This window comes from Bradyrhizobium sp. SZCCHNPS1003, assembly GCF_032381555.1.
Lineage (GTDB): Bacteria > Pseudomonadota > Alphaproteobacteria > Rhizobiales > Xanthobacteraceae > Bradyrhizobium.
The window spans coordinates 48,553-68,871 of the sequence record NZ_JAUHIU010000003.1; the positions used below are offsets into that span (position 1 = coordinate 48,553).

The 20,319-nt window shown below is 66.4% G+C and carries 17 protein-coding genes; 8 read left to right on the plus strand and 9 right to left on the minus strand.

The features are described from left to right. The first annotated feature begins 250 nt into the window (after positions 1 to 250). The 4 genes from nthA (at position 251) to QX126_RS06205 (ending at position 2,894) form a co-directional block, all read left to right on the plus strand. The gene (nthA, locus tag QX126_RS06190) at positions 251 to 886 is read left to right on the plus strand and encodes a nitrile hydratase subunit alpha (protein ID WP_315779950.1); all 636 of its coding nucleotides are present in this window, start codon (positions 251 to 253) and stop codon (positions 884 to 886) included. Beyond that, entirely contained in the window at positions 886 to 1,548 is a 663-nt protein-coding gene (gene nthB, locus QX126_RS06195; protein ID WP_315779952.1) for a nitrile hydratase subunit beta, read from the plus strand. The genes nthA and nthB overlap by 1 nt, the downstream gene beginning before the upstream one ends. Then, positions 1,545 to 1,931, plus strand: a complete 387-nt coding sequence (locus QX126_RS06200) for a nitrile hydratase accessory protein (protein ID WP_315779954.1) — start codon at positions 1,545 to 1,547, stop codon at positions 1,929 to 1,931. The genes nthB and QX126_RS06200 overlap by 4 nt, the downstream gene beginning before the upstream one ends. Before the next feature lie 186 nt (positions 1,932 to 2,117). Next, complete coding sequence (locus QX126_RS06205; protein WP_315779956.1) at positions 2,118 to 2,894, plus strand: hypothetical protein; 777 nt, start codon at positions 2,118 to 2,120, stop codon at positions 2,892 to 2,894. A gap of 52 nt (positions 2,895 to 2,946) precedes the next feature. Here the strand turns inward: QX126_RS06205 and queC are convergent, their stop codons facing one another. Beyond that, on the minus strand, positions 2,947 to 3,663 hold the full coding sequence (gene queC / locus QX126_RS06210) for a 7-cyano-7-deazaguanine synthase QueC (protein ID WP_315779958.1): 717 nt from the start codon (positions 3,661 to 3,663) through the stop codon (positions 2,947 to 2,949). Between the two features lie 134 nt (positions 3,664 to 3,797). Here queC and mazG point away from each other — a divergent pair, with 134 nt between their 5' ends. After that, positions 3,798 to 4,616: a nucleoside triphosphate pyrophosphohydrolase gene (gene mazG, locus QX126_RS06215; protein ID WP_315779960.1), complete on the plus strand. Its 819-nt coding sequence runs from the start codon at positions 3,798 to 3,800 to the stop codon at positions 4,614 to 4,616. 23 nt (positions 4,617 to 4,639) lie between these two features. Here mazG and QX126_RS06220 read toward each other — a convergent pair whose 3' ends face one another. After that, on the minus strand, positions 4,640 to 5,542 hold the full coding sequence (locus QX126_RS06220) for a LysR family transcriptional regulator (RefSeq protein ID WP_315779962.1): 903 nt from the start codon (positions 5,540 to 5,542) through the stop codon (positions 4,640 to 4,642). Positions 5,543 to 5,670: 128 nt separating this feature from the next. Between QX126_RS06220 and QX126_RS06225 the strand changes: the two genes are divergently transcribed. The 3 genes from QX126_RS06225 to QX126_RS06235 are packed head-to-tail and all read left to right on the plus strand — an operon-like array spanning position 5,671 to position 10,495. Next, complete coding sequence (locus QX126_RS06225) at positions 5,671 to 7,044, plus strand: MFS transporter (RefSeq protein ID WP_315779964.1); 1,374 nt, start codon at positions 5,671 to 5,673, stop codon at positions 7,042 to 7,044. Between the two features lie 20 nt (positions 7,045 to 7,064). After that, positions 7,065 to 8,765 carry an FAD-dependent oxidoreductase gene (locus QX126_RS06230; RefSeq protein ID WP_315779966.1) on the plus strand — a complete coding sequence of 567 codons (1,701 nt, stop codon included), beginning with the start codon at positions 7,065 to 7,067 and terminating at the stop codon, positions 8,763 to 8,765. Beyond that, complete coding sequence (locus QX126_RS06235) at positions 8,762 to 10,495, plus strand: thiamine pyrophosphate-requiring protein (protein WP_315779968.1); 1,734 nt, start codon at positions 8,762 to 8,764, stop codon at positions 10,493 to 10,495. Before QX126_RS06230 ends, QX126_RS06235 begins: the two co-directional genes overlap by 4 nt. A 64-nt stretch (positions 10,496 to 10,559) precedes the next feature. Here QX126_RS06235 and hflX read toward each other — a convergent pair whose 3' ends face one another. The 7 genes from hflX to dusB all read right to left on the minus strand — a co-directional run bounded on the left by hflX (position 10,560) and on the right by dusB (position 19,971). Then, positions 10,560 to 11,939 (minus strand): GTPase HflX, encoded by a 1,380-nt coding sequence (gene hflX / locus QX126_RS06240; RefSeq protein WP_315738010.1) that lies wholly within the window; start codon positions 11,937 to 11,939, stop codon positions 10,560 to 10,562. A 27-nt stretch (positions 11,940 to 11,966) separates the two neighbouring features. Next, the gene (gene hfq, locus QX126_RS06245; protein WP_006613906.1) at positions 11,967 to 12,215 is read right to left on the minus strand and encodes an RNA chaperone Hfq; all 249 of its coding nucleotides are present in this window, start codon (positions 12,213 to 12,215) and stop codon (positions 11,967 to 11,969) included. A 269-nt stretch (positions 12,216 to 12,484) separates the two neighbouring features. Further along, positions 12,485 to 13,855, minus strand: coding sequence for a sigma-54 dependent transcriptional regulator (locus QX126_RS06250; protein WP_315779970.1), 1,371 nt, complete (start codon positions 13,853 to 13,855; stop codon positions 12,485 to 12,487). Positions 13,856 to 13,872: 17 nt separating this feature from the next. After that, complete coding sequence (locus QX126_RS06255) at positions 13,873 to 16,218, minus strand: PAS domain-containing sensor histidine kinase (RefSeq protein WP_315779972.1); 2,346 nt, start codon at positions 16,216 to 16,218, stop codon at positions 13,873 to 13,875. Between the two features lie 175 nt (positions 16,219 to 16,393). Continuing rightward, positions 16,394 to 17,836: a nitrogen regulation protein NR(I) gene (ntrC, locus tag QX126_RS06260; RefSeq protein WP_315711890.1), complete on the minus strand. Its 1,443-nt coding sequence runs from the start codon at positions 17,834 to 17,836 to the stop codon at positions 16,394 to 16,396. Between the two features lie 9 nt (positions 17,837 to 17,845). Then, a complete protein-coding gene (locus tag QX126_RS06265; protein WP_315779974.1) occupies positions 17,846 to 19,021 on the minus strand; it encodes a nitrogen regulation protein NR(II) in 1,176 nt (391 codons plus the stop codon). After that, complete coding sequence (gene dusB, locus QX126_RS06270) at positions 19,018 to 19,971, minus strand: tRNA dihydrouridine synthase DusB (RefSeq protein ID WP_315780309.1); 954 nt, start codon at positions 19,969 to 19,971, stop codon at positions 19,018 to 19,020. The genes QX126_RS06265 and dusB overlap by 4 nt, the downstream gene beginning before the upstream one ends. Positions 19,972 to 20,319 lie beyond the last annotated feature (348 nt).

Here is a 20,319-nt window from a genome sequence, read left to right on the forward strand (position 1 = left end):
GTGCCCGATCGGAACGGCGAAAGCACTACGAACCATATCTGGGCTCCGATTTGAACCGCCCGAGGTGGCGGCAATGGAGCGGCCCCGATCACATCTGCGTCCGGAATCGGCGCGTCAATGACCGAGGACGCCGCGCTCGGCATTGTGACCGCCGCACGGCTGCGGCGGCAGTGAAACGCGACTGCTCGCACCGTGGGTTCGTAGTGGCCCCGGCTCGACAGCGGTGCCCGATTACGCCTATGGTTGAGTCATGACGGATCACGATCACCATCACGACCATCAGCACGATCACTCGGACCTGTCCGAGACCGATCTGCGCGTCCGCGCGCTCGAAAGCATCCTGACCGAGAAGGGGTATATCGATCCCGCCGCGCTCGACGTGCTCATCGAGACCTATGAGAGCAAGGTCGGTCCCCGCAACGGCGCGCAGGTCGTGGCGCGGGCCTGGACCGATCCGGCCTATCGAGCGCGCCTTCTTGCCGACGCCACGCCTGCGATCGGCGAGCTCGGCTATGCCGGCCGCCAGGGCGAGCACATCGTGGCGGTCGAGAACACGCCGGATCTGCACAACATGGTCGTGTGCACGCTGTGCTCCTGCTATCCGTGGCCCGTGCTCGGCCTGCCGCCGGTCTGGTACAAATCGGCGCCCTATCGCGCCAAGGCGGTGAAGGATCCGCGCGGCGTCCTGAAGGATTTCGGCTTCGAGCTGCCGCCGACGACGAAGATCCGGGTGTGGGATTCGACGGCCGAGGTCCGCTACTTCGTGCTGCCGATCCGTCCCGCCGGGACCGATGGCTGGAGCGAGGATCAGCTCGCCGCGCTCGTCACGCGCGACAGCATGATCGGCACCGGCCTGCCGAAGCAACCGCACGAGGTTGGCCGCTGATGGATGGTGCGCATGACATGGGCGGCGTGGCCGGCTTTGGTCCGGTCCGCCCCGAGCCGAACGAGCCGGTGTTCCACGCCGAATGGGAGCGTCGCGCCTTTGCCATGACGCTGGCGATGGCGACGCCCGGCGGCTGGAACATCGACATGTCGCGCTTCGCGCGCGAGAACCGTCCGCCGGACGACTACCTCGGCATGAGCTACTACCAGATCTGGCTCGCGGGCATCGAACGGCTGATGCAGGAGCGGCATCTGGTCGACGCCGATGAGATCGTCGCCGGCAAGGTGCTGCATCCGGCCAAGCCCGTCGCCAAGATCCTCACCGCCGATGCCGTCGCGCCGACCTTGCGTCGCGGCGGCCCGACCGAGCGCGCGGCGACGAAGCCGGCGCTGTTCGCGGTCGGCGACCGCGTCCGCGCCAAGGACATCCATCCGACGACGCATACGCGGCTGCCGCGCTACGTGCGCGGCCATCTCGGCCGCGTCGAGGCGGTCAGAGGCGTGCACGTGTTTCCGGACAGCAACGCCCACGGCGGCGGCGAAGACCCGCAATGGCTCTACACGGTGTCGTTCAGCGGCGCCGAGCTGTGGGCCGATGCGCCCGATCCGCTGCTGGAGGTCACGGTCGACGCCTTCGAGCCCTATCTGGAGCCGGCCCGATGACACCCGACCGCGAGGCGGCGGCCGCGGCGACGCGCGCCCTGCCCGGCATTCCCGTCGACGACAGCGGGCCCGTGTTTCGCGAGCCGTGGGAAGCCCACGCCTTCGCGATGGCCGTCACGCTGCACGCCCGCGGCCTCTTTACCTGGCCCGAATGGGCGGCTGCGCTCGCCGACGAGATTTCGCGCGCGCAAGCGTCTGGCGATCCCGATTGCGGCGATACCTATTACCGGCACTGGCTCGCGACGCTCGAGCGGCTCGTCGCCGAGAAGGGCGTCACCTCCGCCGACGCACTGACGCGTTACCGCAATGCCTGGGATCACGCTGCCGATCGCACCCCGCATGGCAAGCCGATCGAGCTAAGGCCCGAGGATTTTGTCGGCTGAGCCCTTCGCGCGCGCGTCTGGCGGATGCTTAATGCCCGGTGTGCGGACGATCCTGCTTTTGATGGTCCGGTCTTAACGGCCGGCTATTCATGCCGCGAATAGCGGTATTCGTTCGAAATTGAACGTTCATCAGTGCGTCCGTAGCGTCCCGCGCATCTTCTTTGCTGAAGTTGAGGGGACGTCGAAATGCCCGCGCCAGAGTTCGCCACCATCGTCGACACGCTCGCCGGCGTGCGTCAGGACTATCACGAGAAGCTCAAATCGATTCCGCAATACGAGGCCTTCCTGCTGATCGAGAGCTCGACCGAGAAGGCAGCCGGAGCCCTGCACGGCACCGAGGCGTCGGGCTCCTCCATCGCCACCGACGTGATCGATTCGCTGCAATATGCGCGCAACCGGTTCGAGCAGCACATGGCCTCGATCCCGGAGTATCGCGTGCTGGTGGCGATCGACAGGCTGATCAAGGAAATCTCGCAGCATCTCGGCCTCGCGCCGCATGATGATGCGCCGGCCAAGGAGGGCCTTGCCGCGGCCGCCGAACAGCCCGCCGAAGCCGCCGAGGCTGTGGTCCGCGCTGAGAGCGCCGACACCGATGCCCCCGCCGAGGAGGCCGCGCACCCCGAGCCGGAGCAGGCAGAAATGGCCGAGGACGAACCGGCCGCAGCCGCAGCGGAGCCGGTCGAAGCCGAGGCCCCCACCCTGCGTATCGTCGACACCCCAGTGAAGTCGCCGTCGATCGTGCCCGCCGATCACGACGGTGCCGCCCACGACGACGACATCGTCGTGCTCAACGCGCCTGCCTGGGAGAAGAGCGGCAAGGACGCCAAGGACGACATCACCGCGCGCCTCGTCGCACAGGCGGCATCCGCGGCAGCCAATGAGGCCGATGACGGCCACCACCTCGCCGATGCGGATCTCGTCATCGTCAGCCAGCGTGAGCCGTCCGACAACGAAGCCGCCTGAGCGCTCGTCTGTCGCGCAGCTCTCCGCGGGGCCCGAGGGCCCCGCTTCCGATTCAGGATGGCCCGCCCGCCGCGACGTACGCGCGCCATCCTTTGGCGCGCAGCTCGCAGGCGGGACAGTGACCGCAGCCGTGACCCCAGTCATGCCGCGCGCCGCGCTCGCCGAGATAGCAGGTGTGCGACTGGTCGCGGATCAGGTCGACGAGACCGGCGCCGCCGAGGTCATGCGCCAGCTGCCAGGTCGCGGCCTTCGACAGCCACATCAGCGGCGTGTGCAACTCGAACGCGCGCGCCATGCCCAGGCTCAGCGCATTCTGCAGCGCCTTGATGGTCTCGTCGCGGCAGTCCGGATAGCCCGAATAGTCCGTCTCGCACATGCCGCCGACGATGTGGCGGATGCCGCGGCGATAGGCGAGCGCCGCCGCAAAGGTCAGGAACACCAGGTTGCGGCCCGGCACGAAGGTGTTGGGCAGGCCGTCGGCGCCCATCTCGATCGCGACGTCGCGCGTCAGCGCGGTCTCGGAGATCGCAGCCAGCGTTGGAATGTCCAGCGTGTGGCTGTCACCGAGCTTGGCTGCCCAGTCGGGGCGCAGGCGCGCGATGCCCTCGACCAGCCGGTCGCGGCAGGCGAGCTCGATCGCATGGCGCTGCCCGTAGGCGAAACCGATCGTCTCGACGCGCGCGAAGCGGTCGAGCGCCCAGGCCAGGCACGTCGTGGAATCCTGCCCGCCCGAGAACAGCACCAGGGCCGTCGTGTCCTGCTCACTCATGGCCCCCGCTTAGCATCATCGACGGGTCGGGCCAACCCGCCGGGCGCATCCCGAGCAGTCGCCCTTTTCGCTGGGAGCCGCGCGCGGCTTGGGGCATACAGGACCCGATCGAACGATGCTGTCAGGACCTGCCCATGATCCCCTCCCGCGACATCTCACGCCTGATCGAGATCATGGCGGCGCTGCGCATGCCGGTCACCGGCTGCCCGTGGGATATCGAGCAGACGTTCCGGACCATCGCGCCCTACACCATCGAGGAAGCCTATGAGGTGGCGGACGCGATCACGCGCGACGATCTCGACGATCTGCGCGAGGAGCTCGGCGATCTCCTGCTGCAGGTGGCCTATCACGCCCGCATTGCAGAAGAACAAGGCGCGTTTGCATTCGGCGACGTCGTCGAGGGCATCACGAAGAAGATGATCCGCCGCCATCCGCATGTGTTCCCGGACAAGGACGGCAACGTCACCCAGCCCACCAAAGGCACCTGGGACCGCATCAAGGCCGAGGAGAAGGCCGAGCGCGCCGCGCGGCGGCCGCCCGAGGCGCAGACGAGCAAGTCCTCGCTGCTATCAGGCATCAAGGCCGGACAGCCGGCGCTGGTCCGCGCCATGGAGCTGCAGCGCAAGGCCGCGACCGTCGGCTTCGATTGGAACGATCCGCGCGCGGTGTTGCAGAAGATCCGCGAGGAGGCCGACGAGATCGAGGCCGCGCTCGACAACAAGGATGCGACCGAGCTGACCGAAGAGACCGGCGATCTCCTGTTCGCGCTGGTCAATCTTGCCCGCCACGCCGAGGTTGATCCGGAGACCGCATTGCGCGGCACCAACGCCAAGTTCGAGCGCCGTTTCGCGCACATCGAACAGGCGTTGACGGCGAAGGGCCGCACACTCGAAGAAGCGTCGCTCGACGAGATGGACGAATTGTGGAACGAGGCGAAGCGACTGGAGAAGTAGCGTTCCCGGCTCCGAGGTCGTGATCAGCCGCCCTTGCGCGACAGCGCGGCCCTTGCGATCTCGACGAAGCGCTGGGCGGCTGGCGACAATCCAAAGTCGGCGCGGCTCAGCAGCGAGACGTGCCGATGAATCGTCGGCTGCGACAGCGGGATCGCGGCCAAGGTCGGAAATTGTGCCTTGGGCAGCATGTGCGCGGGCAGGATGCTGATGCCGGCGCCCTCCGCCGTGAGCGCCAGCGCGGTCGTGATCAGCGACACTTCCCAGGCAGGCTTCAGCGACCGCCCGGTCTCCGCCAGCGCCTCGTCGATCTGGCGGCGGATGCGCGTGCCGTGACGCATCGTGATCAGGTCGGAGCTCATGATGCCGTCCCACGTCAGACGGCGGTGCTTCTCGAACCGGCCGTCCTTGATGCCGATCGCCGAGAGCGGGCTTTGCATCAGCGTCTCAATCCTGACCTCCGGTACGCCCTCGTCCTCCACGCTGCCGAGGCCGAACTCCGCATGCCCGGCCATCACGATCGCGAGCAGCTCGTCGGGCGCGACATCACGCAGATCGATGCGCACCTCGGGATGGCGCGATCGAAACGTCGCAAACACGCGTGGAAGCAGCGCCGACGCGACGCCCGCTGAGACCGCGATGGAAATTCGGCCGGCCTTGATCTCGGCCAGGTCGCGCATCCGCTGCGACAGCCCCTGCGTCCCCGCCAGGATGCGTTCCGCCGCGGTGATCGCCTCGCGGCAGGCCGCCGTCGGGTGCAGCGCCCGCGTCGTGCGATCGAACAGCTTGAGCTGAAAGTTCTCCTCGATCTGCCGGATCAGCAGGCTGATCGCCGACTGCGTGACGCGCAGTTCGGCGGCCGCCTTGGTGATGCTGCCGAGCCGATACACCAGGACCAGGGCCTCCAATTGCCGCAAGGTCGGGGGCATTAGCTTTCCTCATGAATGAATGAGAATTTTGTGGCTAATCGAAAGAGTTTGATCATGCAACATATTTGCAAACAGCCGGCGGCTGCGGTGAAGCGGCCAGGCAACAACAAGCACATGGGGAGGGACATTTGACGCAAGCGATCAATCTCACGCGCTACGTCGACGAGCGGCCGCTGTCGGGATTCCAGATCAGGGTGATCTGCCTGTGCGCGCTGGTCGTCGGGCTCGACGGCTTCGATGCCCAGGCGCTCGGCTTCGTCGCCCCTGCCCTCAGCAAGGACCTGCATCTGGCGCCGGGCGCCCTGGGACCGGTGTTTGGCGCGTCCCTGTTCGGCGTGATGATCGGCTCGCTGGTGTTCGGCGCGCTGGCCGACTATCTCGGGCGCAAATGGCTCGTCGTCGCCGGGGTTCTCGTGTTCGCGCTTGGATCGCTGGCGACCACCCAGGCCACGAGCGTATCCGACCTCGTCATCATTCGGTTCCTCACCGGCCTCGGGCTCGGCGGCGTCCTGCCCAACACGATCGCTCTGACCGGCGAATATTCGCCGCAGCGTCGCAGGACCCTGTTGATCATGCTGATGTTCATGACGGTGTCGCTGGGATCGGCGATCGGCGGAGCGGTCGCGGCCAAGCTCATCACCGCCTATGGCTGGCAGATCATCTTTCTCATCGGCGGCATTCTGCCGCTCATCCTCTGTCCGGTCCTCATTATCTGGCTGCCGGAATCGCTCTCGCTGCTGGCCCTCGACGACAGCAAGAATGATCGCGTGCGCGCGCTGCTGACGCGGATCGATCCGTCGGACCGCCTCCCCGCCGACGCGCGCTTTACGATCATCGAGGAGAGCGGCAAGGGCTTTCTGCTGCCACAGCTGTTCACCAAGCGGCGTCTGCTGCCGACCTTGCTGCTGTGGGTCATGTTCTTCATGAACATGATGGACATCTATTTCCTCAACAGCTGGCTGCCGACGCTCACACATGGTGTCGGGCTCGACGTCCAGGCGGCGATCGCCGTCGGCATCGCCTTCCAGCTCGGCGGCATGCTCGGCACCGTCGGGCTCGGCCTGCTGATCGAAAAGTTCGGCTTCGATCGCGTCCTGTTCGCGACCTACGTTGCCGGCTTCCTCTCGATCATCACCATCGGTATCGCGGGAGCCTCGTTGCCGATTCTCGTGCCGGCCGTCTTCATTGCCGGCGTCGCGGTGATCGGCGGACAGATCGGCTGCAACGCCTATGCGGCGCGCATCTATCCGACCTACATCCGCGGCACCGGCATCGGCTGGGCACTGGGCATCGGCCGCTTCGGCTCGATCCTCGGCGTCACGATCGGCGGGTTGATGCTCGCGGCGAAATGGGACGTCTCCTCGCTGTTTCAGGCCAGCGCGGTACCGCAACTGTTCTCGGCGCTGGTGATCCTCGGCCTCGCTGTCCTCGGCATGCGCGGCAGTCTTCCGAGCGCCGACGATGCGCAACGCAGTGCGCTCTCCACGCCCGAGCGCGCGTAGATCAAAGCAAGAGAACCGACATGAAGACGATACGAACCCAGGTGCTCATCGTGGGCGCCGGCCCGGTCGGACTGACCGCCGCCATGGATCTCGCCTCGCGCGGCATCGACGTCGTGGTCGCGGAGATCAGGCGCGCCGGAGAGCCGCCCAACGTGAAATGCAACCACGTCTCCGCGCGCTCGATGGAGGTGTTCCGCCGCCTCGGCATCGTCCGCGAGGTGCGCGAAGGCGGCCTGCCGGCTGATTTTCCAAACGACTGCGCCTATCGCACCGCCGTCGTCGGCCGCGAGCTGACGCGCATCCCGATCCCATGCCGCCAGGACCGCTACACGGCAACCGGTGGGCCGGACACCGATTGGCCGACGCCCGAGCCGCCCCATCGCATCAATCAGATCTATCTCGAGCCGATCCTGTTCGCTTGCGCAGAGGCGCAACGCGGCATCACGATTCTCAACCGCGTCCAGGTCGATCGGTTCGACCAGGATGAAAACGGCGTGATCGCGCGGGCGCGCGATCTCGACGCCGGCCGGGACATCACCATCTCAGCCGACTATCTGATTGGCTGCGACGGCGGCCGCTCCACGGTGCGCAAGCTCATCGGCTCACGGCTCAGCGGCACCGATGTCGTGCAGCGGGTGCAGTCGACCTACATCCACGCTCCCGCGCTGAAGGAGCTGATCACCCAGAAGCCGGCCTGGATGACGATGTCGCTCAACCCGCGGCGCTGCGGCACCACCGTCTCCATCGACGGCTGCGACAACTGGCTGATCCACAACCACCTCGCGGCCGAGGAGCTCGAGTTCGACAGTGTCGATCGCGATTGGGCACTGCGCACCATTCTCGGTGTCGACGACCGTTTCCATTATGAGATCATCAGCAAGGAGGACTGGATCGGACGTCGCCTGGTGGCGGATCGCTTCCGCGATCGCCGCGCCTTCATCTGCGGTGATGCGGCGCATCTGTGGATCCCCTATGCCGGCTACGGCATGAATGCAGGGATCGCCGATGCGGTCGACCTGTGCTGGATGCTTGGCGGCGTCCTCCACGGCTGGGCCACCCCTGCCCTGCTCGACGCCTACGAAGCGGAGCGGCAGCCGATCACCGAGCAGGTGTCGCACTTCGCGATGAACCACGCGCTCGCGGTGATGAGCCAGAGACGCGCCGTGCCTGCGGAGGTGGAGATCGATGGCCCCGTCGGCGACGCGGCGCGCAGCAAGGTCGGCAAGGCCGCCTATGATCTCAACGTGCAGCAATATTGCTGCGCCGGCTTGAATTTCGGCTATTACTACGACCGGTCTCCGGCGATCTCATACGATGGCGAGACGCCGCCGCCCTACGGCATGGGCCATTTCAGCGCGTCCACAGTGCCCGGCGCACGCGCGCCGCACGTCTGGCTGGCCGATGGCCGATCGCTGCTGGATGCGCTTGGCCCGGCCTACACGCTGGTGCGGTTCGATCCGGCCGTCGATGTCATGCCACTGGTCGACGCCGCGGCCCGCCAGGGCGTTCCCTTGACGCTCGTCGACGTCGAGCGCGCAAAGGCCGGCTATGGCTTCCCGGACAGCCTGCTCGTGCTGCGGCCGGACTCGCACATTGCCTGGCGCGGCTTGGCCGCACCGCTCGAGCCCAACGACCTGTTCGATAGCCTGCGTGGACAGGCAAGTCAGAGCATGCGCCGTGACGATGCCGTCGTCGCCCTGACTCGTGTCATCGCGCCATGACCCGCCACACCACCGCGCATTACTTCCTCGAGGCGCTCGTCGAGATCGGCATCGATTACATCTTCGCCAATCTCGGCACCGATCATGTCTCGCTGATCGAGGAGATTGCACGCTGGGACAGCGAAGGTCGACGGCACCCCGAGGTGATCCTGTGTCCCCACGAGGTGGTCGCGGTGCACATGGCAATGGGCTATGCGAGCGCGACCGGCCGCGGCCAGGCCGTGTTCGTCCATGTCGATGCCGGCACGGCGAATGCGTGCATGGCGATTCAGAACGCCTTTCGCTACCGGCTGCCGGTGCTGCTGTTTGCAGGGCGGGCTCCGTTCGCGATGCATGGCGAGCTGACGGGAGGACGTGACACCTACGTCCACTTCGTGCAGGAGAGTTTCGATCAGGGCAGCATCGTGCGTCCTTATGTCAAATGGGAATACACGCTGCCGTCGGGTGTCGTCGTCAAGGAGGCGGTCGCCCGCGCTGCCGCGTTCATGCACAGCGATCCGCCCGGCCCGGTCTACATGATGCTGCCGCGCGAGACCCTCGCCGAGACCTGGGACGAGGCGGCGATGCCGGCCTGCCCGCCCGCGCGCCATGGCAGCGTCAAGGCGGGAGGGATCGAGCCGGAGCGCGCGCGTGCCATCGCGGACGCGCTGATGAAGGCGGAGAATCCGATCGCGCTGACCGCTTATCTCGGACGCAGCGCCGAGGCCGTCTCTGTGCTGGAGCGGCTGGCGCTGGTCTGCGGAATCCGTGTCGCGGAGTTCAACCCCGTCACGATGAACATCTGCCAGGACTCCCCTTGCTTTGCCGGCTCCGACCCGGCCGCGCTGGTCGCCGGCGCCGATCTCGGGCTGCTCATCGACATCGACGTGCCATTCATTCCGCAGAAGCTGAAGGCCGCCGATCGGCTGCACTGGATCCAGATCGATATCGACGCCCTGAAGGCGGACATCCCGATGTGGGGATTTGCCACCGACCTCCGTATTCAGGGCGATTCGGCCGTCATTCTTCGTCAGGTGCTGGAGATCATCGTTGCCCGTGGCGACGACGCCTATCTCACGAGAGTGCGCGACCGGATCGCGAGCTGGCAGCCGGCACGCGAGGCCGCGCAGGCGAAACGGATATCCGCGGCTGCACAGAAGGGCCGGATCGGAGCGATCAACCCGGCCTATTTGTTTGCGCGGTTGCAGGCGCTGCTGTCGGAGGACGACATCGTCCTCAACGAGGCGGTCCGCAACGCGCCAATCCTGCAACAGCAGCTTCGCCGCACCAAGCCGATGACCTATGTGGGCCTGGCCGGCGGCGGCCTCGGCTTCAGCGGCGGCATGGCGCTCGGACTCAAGCTCGCCAATCCCTCAGCGCGCGTGGTGCAGATCGTCGGCGACGGCGCCTATCATTTCGCCGCGCCGGATTCCGTCTACGCCTTATCGCAGCAGTGCCAGCTCCCGATCCTGACCGTGATCCTCGACAACAACGGATGGCAGGCGGTGAAGGCATCGGTGCAGCGCGTCTATCCGGACGGCGCCGCACGGCGCACGGATTCCTTCCTCTCTAGGCTCAGCACCGGGCGCCAGGGCGAGCAGCGTCGTCTCGCCGACATCGCCTGCGCATTCGGCGCCCATGGCGAGCGGGTCGACGATCCCGACAAGCTCGATGCAGCGATCGAGCGCTGCCTCGCCGCCCTCGACGGCGGGCGCGCCGCGGTGCTGCACGTCGACATCACGCCCTTGTAGCCCGATGGATAGGCGCAGCGATGCATGTCATCCTGCACGAGAGGCAAACGACGTCGCGCGCGGCTCACGCCACGCGGGGCACGCCGTGATAGCGCTCGACCACGATGTCGCGCTTGGTGGCATCGACGCGCACGGTCATGTCGTAGTGGCCCTCGTGCAGCTCCTTGGCCAGCACTTCGGCGTTGCGATGCAGCCAGGAGATGCCGGCGCCGTCGGCCGCATCGATGGTGAGATCGAGCGTCGTCCGCGCCGCCGCGAGCCGGTCCTCGATCGTCTGCAGGAGCGCGTCGACGCCCTCCCCGGTCTGGGCCGAGACCAGCAGGCATGGCCGCTCCGGTGGCCGCCGTGCGGCGATGTTGGCGAGGTTCTCGCGCGCCGCCTCGTCGAGGCGATCGATCTTGTTCCAGACCTCGATGATGGTGTCGGTGGCCTCGGGATCGATGCCGAGCTGGCTGAGCACCAGTTCGACATCGTGCTGCTGCGCCTCGGCATCCTCGTGCGACATGTCGCGGACGTGCAGGATCACGTCGGCCTCCAGCACCTCCTCGAGCGTGGCGCGGAAGGCGGCGACGAGCTGCGTCGGCAGGTTGGAGATGAAGCCCACGGTGTCCGACAGCATCGCCTTGCCGCCATGCGGCAGCGTGATCGCGCGCAAGGTCGGATCGAGCGTCGCGAACAGCATGTCGGCGGCCTGGACGTCGGCGCGCGTCAGGCGATTGAACAGCGTCGACTTGCCGGCATTGGTGTAGCCGACCAGCGCCACGACGCGATACGGCACGCGTTGGCGGCCGGCGCGATGCAGCCGCCGCGTCGCCTGGACCTTCTTCAGCTCGTTCTCGAGCCGCGTGATGCGGTCGCCGATCAGCCGGCGGTCGGCCTCGATCTGGGTCTCGCCGGGACCGCCCATGAAGCCGAAACCGCCGCGCTGGCGCTCGAGATGGGTCCAGGACCGCACCAGACGGCTGCGCTGATAGTTGAGATGCGCGAGCTCGACCTGCAGCGCACCCTCCTTCGTCTTGGCGCGGCGGCCGAAGATCTCCAGGATCAAGCCGGTGCGGTCGAGCACCTTGGTGTTCCAGGCCTTCTCGAGGTTTCGCTGCTGGATCGGCGAGAGCGCGCAATCCATCACCACCAGCTCGACGCCATGGCCGGCGATCACGCCGGCAATCTCTTCGACCTTGCCCTTGCCGAGATAGGTTGCGGGGCGGATCTGCCCGATCGGCGTGAGAATGGCCTCGGCCACGGTCAGGTCGATGGCCCGCGCGAGGCCCGCCGCCTCGTCGATCCGCGCCTCGAAATCACGCATGTCGGATTGGCCTGCTTGCGCGCCATCGTCGCCGCGGCGCGCTCGCAAGTAGGGGCCGACCACGATGACGAGCCCGGTCCCCTTATTGTCATCCGGCCTCGACAGGCCGATGGTCCCTTCGCGATCGCGGGGTTCCAATCAGGTCACTCTCACGTCAGGTCACACTCACGCAGACGCGTCCTCGCCGCCTTCGAACAACTGGATCGGTGCGCCTGGCATGATGGTGGAGATCGCATGCTTGTAGACGAGCTGCGAGTGACCGTCGCGCCGGAGCAGCAGGCAGAAATTGTCGAACCATGTGACAATCCCCTGCAGCTTCACGCCATTGACCAGGAAGATCGTGAGCGGCGTCTTGGTTTTGCGGACATGGTTTAGAAAGGTGTCTTGTAGGTTTTGTGCGCGGTCTGCCGCCATTGTTATTGTCTCGCAGTCTTGTGCTTTTTCTTATTGAACCTTCGATGTCCCGATCGCAGGCCCCGGATTCATCGAGGTGGCCCATGGTCCATTGAGATCCCCCTCGAGGGACCACGGGATGCCGGATTAGAAGACAGGCGAGCATATTAGGCAAGCCGCTTGCAAGGAAGCCGGTTCCAAAAGAGCCGGATTCATCCGTAAAATTCCGGAAATGGACGAATTTTCCAATGTAAATTCGTCCAGTCGGCAGGTTTGGCCGAGCTGGAGCCTCAGCCGACGCCGAGCGCCTTCAGCTTGCGATGCAGGGCCGACCGCTCCATGCCCACGAACTCGGCTGTGCGCGAGATGTTGCCCGAGAAGCGGCTGATCTGGGCGATCAGATAGTCGCGCTCGAACACCTCGCGTGCCTCGCGCAGCGGCAGGCCCATGATGTGCTCGCCATTGTTGCTGGTCGGCATCGCCGGCACCATCGATCCCACATCCGGCGGCAGCATGTCGGCGGTGATGATCACCTCCGGTCCACCGGCCGCCAGAATCATGACACGCTCGACGTTGTTGCGAAGCTGACGGACGTTGCCGGGCCACACATGCGACTGCAGCACGGCCATGGCGTCCTGGCCGATCTGGCGCTTTGGCAGGCCGGTCGTGGCCGAAATCTGCTCCATGAAATAGTCGATCAGCTCGGGAATGTCCTCGCGGCGCTCCGACAGCGGCGGAACCCGGATCGGCACCACCGACAGCCGGTGATAGAGGTCCTCGCGGAAACGCCCGGTGGCTATCTCCTCCTCGAGATTCCGTGCGGTCGAGGAGATGATGCGCACGTCGACGTGCACCTTGGTGGTCCCGCCCGCGCGCTGGAACGTCTGATCGACCAGCACGCGCAAGATCTTGTTCTGCGTCTCGCGCGGCATGTCGGCGATCTCGTCGACGAACAGCGTGCCGCCGTGGGCCTCTTCGAGCGCGCCGGTCTTGCGCGACTGCTCGCCATTCGACTGCTCGATGCCGAACAGTTCCTCCTCCATCCGCTCCGGCGTGATCGCGGCGGCGTTGATGACGACGAACGGGCCCTCGGAGCGCGGCGACTGAGCGTGCAGCGAACGCGCCGCAAGCTCCTTGCCCGAGCCGGGAGGGCCGACGATCAGGATGCGGCTGTTGGCCTTGGCGGCGCGCTCGATGGTCTGGCGCAACTGGTTCATCGATGGCGAGCGGCCGGTCATGCTGCTCGCGGTCGGCGCCAGCTGCTTGAGCTCACGAACCTCGCGCTTCAGCCGGGAATTCTCCAGCGCACGCGTGGCAACCAGAATCAGGCGGTCGGACTTGAACGGCTTCTCGATGAAGTCATAGGCGCCGCGCTTGATCGCGGCGACCGCCGTTTCGATGTTGCCGTGGCCGGAGATCATCACGACCGGAAGGTCGGGATGGTCCTTCTTGATCTGCTCGAGGAGCTGCAGACCGTCGAGCTTGGAGCCCTGCAGCCAGATGTCCAGGAACACCAGGTTGGGACGGCGGCTCGTGATCTCCGCGAGCGCCGAATCGCTGTCGCGCGCGGTTCGCGTCGTGAAGCCTTCGTCATCCAGGATGCCGGCGACCAGCTCCCGGATATCGGCTTCATCGTCGACAATCAGAATATCACTCGCCATGGGTCACGCCTGTCTCGTCAGCTGCCGGTTGCGGCTTGGATTTTTGGTTCATCATTGGTCGTTTTAACCGTGTCAGCGGTTTCGCCGCCGGCCTCGGTCTTCTGCGCATTGTCAGACGCCCCCGCCTGCTCCTTCGCGCCCGTCTTCGCGGCCTGGCCGGAGACGGCAAAGCGCAGCCGCATCCAGGCGCCGCGCTGGCCGGGACGGAAATCGGACGCGTCCTTCAGCTCGAGCTTGCCGCCATGGTCTTCCAGCACGCGGCCGACGATGGCGAGCCCGAGGCCGGTGCCCTTGGCGCGCGTCGTGACATAGGGCTCGAGCAGCCGCTGCCGCGCCACCTTCGGCAGACCGATGCCGTTGTCGATGACGTCGATCAGCACGTCCTCACCCTCGCGCGAGGCGACGACATCGATTCGGCCTTTGCCGAGCTCCGCCTCGGGCACCACCTCGATCGCCTCGGTGGCGTTCTTGATGATGTTGGTCAGCGCCTGCGAGATCAGGCGGCGGTCGAACTGCGCGCGCAACGGGTCCTGCTTGATCTCGGTCTCGATGTCGATCTCGGGATGCGCGACCTTCATCAGGAACACGGCCTGCCGCACGGTGTCGGCGACGTCCTCGCCTTCCATCACCGGCTTCGGCATCCGCGCGAATCGCGAGAACTCGTCGACCATTCGCCTGATGTCGTCGACCTGCCGCACGATCGTCTCGGTACATTGCTCAAATACCGCCTTGTCCTCGGTGATGACCTTGCCGAATTTGCGGCGGATGCGCTCAGCCGAGAGTTGAATCGGCGTCAGCGGATTCTTGATCTCGTGCGCGATGCGGCGCGCGACGTCGCCCCAGGCGGACGTGCGCTGCGCCGAGACCAGCTCGGTGATGTCGTCCAGCGTGATGATGTAGCTGTCGCGCGCCTGGTTGGTCTGCTCGGCGGTGACGCGCACCGACAGATTGCGCTCGTGGCCGTCGCGCTGGATCGTGATCTGCCCCTGCACCAGCCGCTGCTTGCCCTCGCGCGCCGTCTTCATCATGTCGTCGAGCTCGGGCAGCACGTCGGAGAGCGGATGATCCAGCACCTCCTGCTCGGCATGTCCAATCAGCTTCTCGGCCGAGCGGTTGAGGATGCCGACGCTGCCCGAGGCATCGACGCCGATGATGCCGGCGGAGGCCGACGACAGCACCGCCTCGATGAAGCGGCGCCGGCTGTCGATCAATTCGCTGGCGCTGACCAGCTCGTCGCGCTGCGTGCGCAGCTCCTGCGTCATCTTGTTGAAGGTCTGGCCGAGCTGGGCGAGATCGCCCTCCGAGCGATGCACCGGGACCTGGACGTTGAGATCGCCGGTCGACACGGTGTTGGCGGCATTCATCAATTGCCGGATCGGCGCCACCAGCCAGTTGGCGAAGTTCAGCCCGATCAGCACCGAGGCCATCAGGATGGTCAGCGCGATCACCGCGAACATCAGCGCGAAGGCGATCTGGATGCCGAAGCGCCGCGCCTCGACCTGGGCGTATTCGGCGACCGACAGCTCGGTCTGCTTGAGCTGCTCGACGACCTGCGGATCGAGCGGACGCGCGACGTAGAGGAAGGTGTCGTTGAACGCGCGCAGCCGGATCACCGCGGCGACGTAGTTCGATTCCGGCAGGACCGCGATCTCGGGCTCCTCCTCCCGGACATTGTTGAGGAACTCGGGCGCCGGCGGCGAATAGGCCAGTTGCACCCCGCCGGTCTCGGCCCAGACGATCGGATTGGTGTTCTTGTCGATGATCATCGCGCCCGGCAGGTTGCGCGAGGCGGCGCTGGTGGTGAGCAGCTCGCGGAAGCTGGCGCGGTCCTGGTCGAACAGCGGCCGCGCGCGTGCGATGTCGGTCGCCATGCCGATGATGTCACCGCGGATGAATTGCGCGTGCTCCTGCATGTAGGCGCGCGCGATGGTCAGCGAGTTCTGGATCGCGACCTTGGCCGGTCCGGAGAACAGCCGGTCGAGGCCGCGATCGATGGTGACGTTGGCCGCCACGGCGACCAGCACCGCCGGCAATACCGCGATCACCGAGAACAGGCTGACGATCTGCACGTGCAGCCGCGCCGCCGCCCGGCCGCGCCGGCGGGCCTGCACCACCTGCCAGACCTCGCGGATGATGATCCCGACCAGGACCAGGATCGTTCCGGCGTCGATCAGGTAGAAGGTCTTGACGACGTCCGTCGTCGGCTCGACCGGGGTCAGCCCGACCAGCACGATGAAGGTGAGGAAGGCCGACAGCAGCGCGAGCGCCACCGCCACCGGCGCCAGCCAGGTGCGCCAGGTCCAGCGCCGGCCGTCGGTGGACGACGAATCGAAGGGGGTGGCCGAGGTCTCTGCGCTGGTCATTCCGGCAAGGTGGGTGATGCTGAACGCGGCATGTCCGGGAATCGGACTGATGCATTCCTACCACGCTGTTGCCAAATTGCGACAAATCCGCGGCGCCGGAGCGCGTCGCGGATTTGTCTACATTAATTCTCACCTGAGGCGGGCCTGAGCCCGCCGGAAAGGTATCAAATCACCATCAAGCGCCGCTGCGGTACACCTGAATGTCGAGGTCGCGAATCTTCTTCCGCAGCGTGTTGCGGTTGAGGCCGAGCAGATCGGCCGCGCGGATCTGGTTGCCGCGGGTTGCCGCCAGCGCCGCCGTCAGCAGCGGAATCTCGATCTCCTTGAGGATGCGGTGGTACAGCCCCGGCGGCGGCACGCCGTTCGGAAAGCCTTGGAAGTGCGAGGACAGATAGGCCTCCACGGCGCCACCGAGATTGTCGATCGAGGTCGGCGTGTTCGAGCCGGTCGTCACTGCCGGCGGCGCCAGTTCGCCATCGATCACCGAGGCAGTGATCACGTCCTGCGGATACAGCGCGGCCAAACGCCGGGCGAGATTCTCCAGCTCGCGGACGTTGCCCGGCCAGCGGTGCTGCTTGAGCCGCTCCAGCGCCGCGGCATCGAGCTTCTTCGGCGGCAGCCCGTCCTTCTCGGCCAGCGCGAAGAAATGCCGGACGAGGTCTGGCAGGTCCTCGATGCGCTCGCGCAAGGGAGGCAGCCGCAGCGGCACGACGTTGAGGCGGAAGAACAGATCCTCGCGGAACAGCCCCTGCTGGATCAGGATGCGCAGGTCCTTGTTGGAGGCGGCGACGATGCGCACGTCGGTCTTGATCGGGGTGCGGCCGCCGACGGTGGTGTACTCGCCCTGCTGCAACACGCGTAAGAGCCGCGTCTGCGCCTCCATCGGCATGTCGCCGATCTCGTCCAGGAACAGCGTGCCGCCCTCGGCCTGCTCGAAACGGCCGGACGCTCGGGTGTTGGCGCCAGTGAAGGCGCCGCGCTCGTGCCCGAACAGTTCCGACTCGATCAGGTCGCGTGGGATCGCCGCCATGTTGACGGCGACGAACGGGCCGTTGCGGCGCTTGCCGTAATCGTGCAGCGCGCGCGCGACCAGCTCCTTGCCGGTGCCGCTCTCGCCGGAGATCATCACCGTGAGGTCGGTCTGCATCAGTCGCGCCAGCACGCGGTAGATGTCCTGCATCGCCGGCGAGCGGCCGACCAGAGGGATCGATTCGAATTCGCCGTCGTCGGGCTGGCTCGCCGCACGCTCCTTCGGCTCGGCCAAGGCACGGCCGACGATCGCGATCAGCTCCTTCAGGTCGAACGGCTTCGGCAGATACTCATAGGCGCCGCGCTCCGACGCCTTGATGGCGGTCATGAAGGTGTTCTGCGCGCTCATCACGATGACCGGCAGGTTGGGCCGCATCTTCTTGATCCGCGGCAGCAGGTCGAACGCGTTCTCGTCCGGCATCACCACGTCGGTGATGACGAGATCGCCCTCGCCCTGGCTCACCCAGCGCCACAGCGTGGCGGCGTTGCCGGTCAGCCGCACCTCATAGCCGGCGCGTGACAGCGCCTGGTTCAGGACCGTGCGGATGGCCGTATCGTCGTCGGCAACGAGAATGCTACCTGCAGGCATAGGTGGTCCTCAATTTGATCCCTGTGAGGCATGCAACGGCGTCCCCGAAACGTCATCGCGATGGCCGTGGTCTGGTTGTCTGGTTGCGCTGTACATCGGCATCAGCACCCGGAAGGTCGTCTTGCGCGGCTGCGACTCGCACTCGATGATCCCGCCATGGTCGCCGACGATCTTCGCGACCAATGCAAGTCCGAGGCCGCTTCCGGTCGGCTTGGTGGTCACGAACGGATCGAACAGGTTGGGCATCAGGTCTTCCGGCACGCCCGGGCCGTTGTCCCTGACGCAGAACTCCAGCGGCAGCGACACCCGCGATTTCTTGCCGGGCACCGACAGGCGCACGCCCGGGCGGAAGGCCGTGGTGAGCTGGATCTCGGCATCCGAGCCGAGATCGACGACCGCTTCCGCGGCATTCTTGACCAGGTTCAGGAACACCTGGATCAGTTGATCCTGGTTGGCGAGCACCGGCGGCAGCGACGGATCGTAATCCTCGACGAAGCGGATGTTGCGGGCAAAGCCCGACTGCGCCAGCCGCTTCACGTGATCGAGCACGGAATGGATGTTCACGGGCCCGCGCGCCACCGGGCGGTCGTCGCCGAACACCTCCATGCGGTCGACCAAAGTGACGATGCGGTCGGCCTCGTCGCAGATCAGCCGGGTCAGCATGCGGTCCTCGGAGGAGGCCTGCTGCTCCAAAAGCTGCGCGGCGCCGCGGATGCCCGACAGCGGGTTCTTGATCTCGTGCGCGAGCATCGCGGCCAGCGCGATCACCGAGCGCGCAGCGCTGCGATGCGTGAGCTGGCGGTCCATCTTGTCGGCGATGGTGCGCTCCTGCAGCATCACCACGATATGGCCGGGGCGCTCCGGCAGCGGCGCGACGTGCAGGTCGACGAGCCGATCGGCGCCGGTGCGCGGCGTGCCCAGATCGACCTTGTACTCGTTGACCGGCGCGCTGGTGGTACGGACCTGGTCGATCAGCGCCAGCAAGGGGCTGCCGAACGGCACCAGCTTCTTCAGCGACTGCCGCTGCAAAAACTGCGTCGAGGAATCGAAGAACGATTCCGCCGCCATGTTGGCGTCCATGATCATGCCATCCGGGCCGATGACGAGGACCGGATTCGGCAAAGCGTTGAGGATGGCGTCGCCATCCGACGGAAGTCGCTTGCGCTGTTCTGCGGCTGAGCTCATGCGGCTGCACTCCAGGCAAAATCGTCGAAAGCCTCACGCAGCGCCCGATGCACCTGGGATGGCTGCTCGGACGTCAGGATACGGTCGCGCCACGCCTTCAGTTTTTCGGCCGGCGCCTGGGCGTGCCGGGCGGCGACGTCGAGCCCCCAGCTGAGATGCTTGCGGGCGTGGCGCAGGCCGACACGCGCGCCGTAGTGACGGCAGATCTCGTCATAGAGCGCGGTGAGAAGACTGAGCTGCTGCGCCAGCTCCGGCGCGCCCTCTTCCGCACCGCCGTCGAGTCGGCGGCCGATCTGGCCGGGCAGCCAGGGCTGGCCTTGCGCGCCGCGCCCGATCATCACGGCATCGGCGCCGGACGTATCGAGCGCCTCGCGCGCGTCTTCGTAGGTGGTGATGTCGCCGTTGACGACGACCGGCAGATCGACGGCATCCTTCACCGCGCGCACCGCACTCCAGTCGGCCTCGCCCTTGTAGAACTGCTGCCGCGTGCGGCCGTGCACGGTGATCAGCTGCACGCCCGCGGCTTCGGCGCGGCGCGCCAGCTCCGGTGCATTGAGGCTGCCCTGGTCCCAGCCGAGCCGCATCTTCAGCGTCACGGGCACATCGACGGCCTCGACCGTCGCCTCGATCAGGGTCAGCGCATGATCGAGATCACGCATCAGGGCCGAGCCGGACTGGCCGCCGGTCACGTGCCGCGCCGGGCAGCCCATGTTGATGTCGATGATATCAGCGCCGCCCTCCTCGGCGACCCTCGCGCCCTCGGCCATCCAATGCGCCTCGCAGCCGGCGAGCTGCACCACATGCGGCCCGACGCCGCTCGCCTCGCAGCGCAACCGGGATATCCACCGCCCGCGCACGAGATCGTCGCTCGCGGTCATCTCGGACACCACCAGCCCGGCGCCGAGCTCGGCCGCGAGTCGGCGGAACGGCGCGTCGGTGATGCCCGACATCGGCGCGAGAATGGCCCGGTTGGCGAGTGAAACGTCGCCTATCTTCAAGGCTTTGGCGTGTGTATTGGCCGGACCGGTCACGAACGACTCTTAAAGCTCTTCGGACGCATCATCGCGTCTGCGCTGTACTCTCAAGCACAAATCTTGGGCAGTCAAGCGTCATGCCTACACTTTAGCCAAGACAATCAGCATTTCAAGTGCAGTGCAGCAAAATATGCTTGTTCGGCAGTCATGGTAAACCCGTGAGCCGCCGGATTTTTGCATGGCTCAGCGAGGATGCCCACAGGCGGCAGGGCGATCGGTCCGCTCGAGGCCACGGCGCCTCCCGGCACATGCATCGCGATCGCA